Source organism: Mycobacterium sp. (assembly GCF_035603715.1).
Classification (GTDB): Bacteria; Actinomycetota; Actinomycetes; order Mycobacteriales; family Mycobacteriaceae; genus Mycobacterium.
In genome coordinates this window covers 1-5,388 of sequence record NZ_DATNJW010000596.1, presented here as the reverse complement: position 1 = coordinate 5,388, position 5,388 = coordinate 1, and the positions used below count along the sequence as shown (strand labels likewise).

The 5,388-nt window shown below is 66.2% G+C and carries 5 protein-coding genes; 4 read left to right on the top strand and 1 reads right to left on the bottom strand.

All coding sequences use genetic code 11. The features are described from left to right. The coding region (locus tag VN856_RS24505) for an aldehyde dehydrogenase family protein (protein ID WP_325694147.1) at positions 1-962 on the bottom strand (962 nt) is incomplete at its 3' end. A gap of 82 nt (positions 963-1,044) precedes the next feature. On the opposite strand from VN856_RS24505, the gene VN856_RS24500 reads away from it, so the two are divergent. The 4 genes from VN856_RS24500 to VN856_RS24485 form a co-directional block, all read left to right on the top strand. Next, positions 1,045-2,643 (top strand): PucR family transcriptional regulator, encoded by a 1,599-nt coding sequence (locus VN856_RS24500; RefSeq protein ID WP_325694144.1) that lies wholly within the window; start codon positions 1,045-1,047, stop codon positions 2,641-2,643. A gap of 87 nt (positions 2,644-2,730) precedes the next feature. Continuing rightward, entirely contained in the window at positions 2,731-3,534 is an 804-nt protein-coding gene (stf0, locus tag VN856_RS24495) for a trehalose 2-sulfotransferase (protein WP_325694142.1), read from the top strand. Then, positions 3,531-4,451: a sulfate adenylyltransferase subunit CysD gene (gene cysD, locus VN856_RS24490; protein ID WP_325694137.1), complete on the top strand. Its 921-nt coding sequence runs from the start codon at positions 3,531-3,533 to the stop codon at positions 4,449-4,451. The genes stf0 and cysD overlap by 4 nt, the downstream gene beginning before the upstream one ends. A 36-nt stretch (positions 4,452-4,487) precedes the next feature. Continuing rightward, positions 4,488-5,388, top strand: a 901-nt coding sequence (locus VN856_RS24485; RefSeq protein WP_414687041.1) for a sulfate adenylyltransferase subunit 1, incomplete at its 3' end; no start/stop codon positions are given.

Below are 5,388 nucleotides of genomic sequence, written 5' to 3'. Positions count from 1 at the left end.
TCGAACGCCCCGCGAATCAGTGCGGTGGACAACACGTCCGGGCGCGCCGAGGCGTGGGCGACCACGAAGTCCTTGCCGCCGGTCTCCCCGACCAGCCGCGGATAGCTGTGGAAGCGGCCGATATTGGCGCCGACCTGCTGCCATAAGCTCTGGAAGGTCGCCGTCGATCCGGTGAAGTGAATGCCGGCCAGCCGCGGATCTGCCAGAGCCACTTCCGATACCGCATAGCCGTCGCCGGTCACCATGTTGACCACACCAGGTGGCAGTCCGGCCGCCTCCAGCAGTTGCATGGTCAGGTACGCCGACAGTGTCTGTGTCACCGACGGCTTCCAGACCACGGTGTTGCCCATCAGCGCCGGCGCGGTGGGCAGATTCGCGGCGATCGCGGTGAAGTTGAACGGCGTTATCGCGTAGACGAATCCGTCTAGTGGGCGGTAGTCGGTGCGGTTCCACTCCCCCCGCACGCTCGTCGGCTGCTGCGCCAGAATCTGGCGTGCGTAGTCGACGTTGAACCGCCAGAAATCGGCCAGCTCGCAGGGCGCGTCGATCTCGGCCTGATACGCGGTTTTGGACTGGCCCAGCATGGTCGCCGCCGCGATCTTCTCCCGCCACGGGCCGGCAAGCAGGTCGGCCGCTCGCAGGAAGATCGCCGCCCGCTCGTCGAACGGTGTTGCCGCCCAATGTGTTCGGGCCAACGACGCAGCCTGCACGGCGGCGGCGGCATCGCGGTGTTGGGCGTTGGTCAGCGTGCCCAACGTTGCCGCGTGCCGATGTGGCTGCACAACGTCGATCCGCTCACCATTGCCCATGCGATGAGTGCCGCCGATGACGTGCGGCAGGTCGATCGCGTGATCGGCCAGCGCGGCAAGTGCGGTCTGCAACCGGGTGCGCTCGGGCGAATTCGGCGCGTAGTCGTGGATTGGTTCGTTGACAGGAGGCGGCACTGCGGTGATGGCGTCCATGTCTAAGGATCTCAACCACGACACCCCTTCGACTTGGCCTATCGGCCAATAAAGTGCGGACTGGCTAGTATAATCGGACAACATGCAGCCCGCCGGCGTAGGACTCGGCCAACTGCTGTTGGCCCTGGATACGACCATCGCGAGCTTGGTCGAAGCGCCGCGTGGCCTGGACCTGCCCGTCGCGTCGGCGGCGTTGATCGACTCAGACGACATGCGGCTCGGCATCGGCCGCGGCGCGGACTCGGCGGATGTGTTCTTTTTGCTCGGCGTGGCCGACAAGCAAGCGCAGAGCTGGCTGGACAAGCTTGCCACCGGCCCGGCCGGGCAACCACCGGTCGCGATCTTCGCCAAGGAGCCCTCAGACGCGCTGGTCGCCCGAGCCGTCACGACCGGAACGGCGGTGGTGGCCGTCGAACCGCGGGCCCGCTGGGAGCGGTTGTATCGGCTGGTCAACCACGTCCTGGAACACCACGGCGATCGCACCGATCCCCGCAACGACTCCGGCACCGACATGTTCGGCCTGGCGCAGTCGCTCGCCGACCGCATTCACGGAATGGTCAGCATCGAAGACGCGCAGTCGCACGTGTTGGCCTATTCGGCATCCAACGACGAAGCCGACGACTTGCGGCGACTGTCGATCCTGGGTCGGGCCGGTCCTCCCGAGCACCTGAAATGGATCGGCCAGTGGGGCATATTCGACGCGCTGCGGGCCGGCAGCGACGTGGTCCGGGTCGCCGAGCGGCCGGAGTTGGGTCTGCGGCCACGGCTGGCCGTCGGCATTCACCAGCCGGGCTTCGACGCCCGCCGCGCACCGGATTTCGCCGGCACGATCTGGGTGCAGCAGGGTTCGCGGCCGCTGGCGGAGGACGCCGACGAGGTGCTGCGAGGGGCCGCAGTGCTGGCGGCCCGCATCATGTCGCGGCTGGCGGCCAAGCCGTCGACGCACGCGTTGCGTGCCCAGCAGCTGTTGGGCCTGGCCGACCTCGGATCACTTGATGTGGAAGCGATCACGCGAGAATTGGGCATTGTCGCCGGCGGTGATGCCGCGTTGATCGGCTTCCACAGCTCGGGTGGCCACGGCCGTTTGGCGGATGTTTTAGCGTTGAGCGCCAATGCTTTCCGTGCGGATGCGCAGGTCGCATCGCGCGGATCGCGGGTGTACGTGTTGCTTCCGGATACGACGAAGCGGTCGTCGCTGCACTCCTGGATTCGCGGTACCATCAACGCTCTGCAGACCGAGCTGGGACTGCGGTTGCGCGTGGTGGTCGCCGCGCCGCTGCCCGGGCTGGCCGGCCTGGCCGGGGTGCGTGCGGATGTGGACCGAGTGTTGGATAGCGCTGAGCGCCATCCGGATTCGTTCGCCGCGGTGACCTCGCTGGCCGAAGCGCGGACCACCGTGCTGCTCGACGAGATCGTCACGCTGGTCGGCGCCGACGAGCGGCTGGTGGACCCCCGGGTGCGCGAACTGCACGCCCACGACCCGGCTCTGGTCCAGACATTACGGGCGTATCTGGATAGCTTCGGCGACATCGCCGCGGCGGCAGCGCAGCTGCACGTCCATCCCAACACCGTGCGCTACCGGGCCCGCCGGATCGAGACACTGCTGTCGACATCGCTGGCCGATCCCGATGTCCGGCTGCTGCTTTCACTCGGACTTCGAGCCACCGAACAGATCTCGTGAAATCGGCCTGAATTCGCACAACAGTTATGTTCAGCGTGAAGGTAATTGGAAGAGTTGCAACAATTTTCCGTCAGCTAGGCTTTGCTGGTGACAGATCGCCCGTCGACATACTTGGTGCTGGCCTCGCAGCGTAGCGGCAGCACCCTGCTGGTCGAATCGCTACGAGCAACCGGCGTGGCCGGGGAGCCTCAGGAGTTTTTCCAGTACCTCCCGAATACGAGCCAATCACCACAGCCGCGCGAGTGGTTCGCCGGTGTCGACGACGAGTCGATTCTGAGCCTGCTCGATCCCTTCGATCCAGGGAAGCCTGACCTCGCCCCGCCCGAGATATGGCGTGACTACATCCGCACCGTCGGACGGACTCCGAACGGCGTGTGGGGTGGAAAGCTCATGTGGAACCAGACACCGCTGCTACTCGACCGGGCCAGCGGGTTGCCGGATAGATCCGGCGACGGCCTGCTTTCCGCCATCCGCGACGTCGTCGGCGAGGAGCCGTTGCTGATCTACGTCTACCGGCCGGACGTGGTGTCGCAGGCGGTGTCGTTCTGGCGGGCGGTCCAGACGCGGGTCTGGCGTGGACGGCCCGATCCGGTCCGAGACGCACGCGCCACGTACCACGCCGGGGCGATCGCGCACGTCATCACGATGCTGCGCAACCAGGAAGATGGCTGGCGAAACTGGTTTGCCGAAGAGAACGTCAAGCCGATGGAAATCCCGTATCCGGTGTTGTGGCGCAACCTGACTCAGGTAGTCGGCGACATCCTCGAGTCGCTGGGCCTCGACCGACGGCTCGCACCCGAGCCCGTGCTGGAACGCCAGGCGGACAAGCGTTCCGACGAATGGGTGGATCGCTACCGCGAAGACGCCGAACGAGAGGGGCTGCCGCTATGACTCACGCTGTCGATGAGACAAAGCGCGTCGACGAACTGCGACTGCTGGAAGCCGAAGCGGTGCACATCATCAGGGAGGTCGTGGCCGAACTGGAACGACCGGTTTTGTTGTTCTCGGCCGGCAAAGACTCGATCGTCTTACTTCGATTGGCGGAGAAGGCTTTCCGGCCACTACCGCTGCCGTTCCCGGTGATGCACGTCGACACCGGTCACAACTTCCCCGAGGTGATCGAATTCCGCGACCGCCGCGTCGAAGGCGAGGGCCACAAGCTGATCGTCGCGTCCGTGCAGGAGTCGATCGACAACGGCCGGGTACCCGACCCGGGCCGCGGGGCGTCGCGCAACCGGGCGCAGACCCGCACGCTGCTTGACGCGCTGGAGGCCGGTGGGTTCGACGCGGCGTTCGGCGGTGCTCGCCGCGACGAGGAACGCGCCCGCGCCAAAGAACGAATCCTGAGTTTCCGCGACGAGTTCGGCCAGTGGGATCCCCGGGCGCAACGTCCCGAGCCGTGGTCGCTCTACAACGGCCGCATCAAAAAGGGCGAGCAAGTCCGGGTCTTCCCGCTGAGCAACTGGACCGAGCTCGATGTGTGGCGCTATATCGAGCTGGAAGACCTTGAAATACCGTCGATTTACTACGCTCACGAACGCGAGGTGTTCGAGCGCGACGGCATCCTGTTGGCGGTGTCGGAATACACCGAACCGCACAACGACGAGTCGTCCGAGACCGAGTGGGTGCGCTATCGCACGGTGGGCGATCTGACCATCACCGGCGCCGTACGTTCCACCGCGACCGACATCGCCGGTGTCATCAGCGAGATCTCGGCGGCCACGGTGTCCGAGCGCGGCGAGACCCGTGCCGACGACCGCACATCGGTTGCCGCGATGGAAGACCGCAAGCGAGAGGGCTATTTCTGATGAGCGTCAGCGAAGAACGAAAGGGCCCGAGCTGAGATGAGCGCCGTGACACGCCAGCTCCTGCGCATCGCCACTGCGGGTTCCGTAGACGACGGCAAGAGCACTCTGATCGGGCGACTCCTGCACGACACCGACAGCTTGCCGCTCGACCACCTGGAAGCCGTGACGGACGCCGAAGGCGTCGCCGATCTGGCGGCCCTGTCCGATGGTCTGCGTGCCGAACGCGAGCAGGGCATCACTATCGATGTCGCCTATCGTTTCTTCTCCACCGCCAACCGCAGCTACATCCTGGCCGACACCCCGGGCCACGAACGCTACACCCGCAACATGTTCACCGGTGCGTCGAACGCACACGTGGCGATCCTTCTGGTCGACGCCCGGGCGGGGGTGCTGCGGCAGACCCGTCGGCACGCCCGGATCGCAAAGCTGTTGGGCATCAAGCACTTTGTCGCGGCGGTCAATAAGATCGACCTGGTCGACTTCGACCAGGACAAATTCGCCGTGGTCGAGCGCGAGCTACGACAGCTCGCGGGACGCCTGGGCAACATCGAGATCACCGTCATCCCGATCGCGGCCAAGCTCGGCGACAACGTGGTGCACGCTTCGCAGCACACCCCGTGGTATCACGGCCCGACGCTGCTGGACTATCTGGAAAGCATCGAGCTGGGCGCACCGCACGCCGAGCCGTCGCGGCTGCGACTGCCGATCCAGTGGGTGTCGCGGCCGACCGCCGACGCCCGGCGCCGCTACACCGGCCGGCTGGCCGCGGGCACGCTCAGCGTCGGTGACCCGGTCGTCTCGCTGCCGGCCGGCACCCGCTCGACGGTGACCGCACTGGACACCCTCGACGACGACCGCACCACCGGCGTCGCACCGCTGTCGGTCTCGATCGAACTTGCCGACGACATCGATGTCGGACGCGGTGACGTGCTGGTCA

Excerpts from the sequence above, each read along its gene's own strand:
- VN856_RS24500 (WP_325694144.1), top strand. The coding sequence starts at position 1,045 with ATGCAGCCCGCCGGCGTAGGACTCGGCCAACTGCTGTTGGCCCTGGAT.
- cysD (WP_325694137.1), top strand. The coding sequence starts at position 3,531 with ATGACTCACGCTGTCGATGAGACAAAGCGCGTCGACGAACTGCGACTG.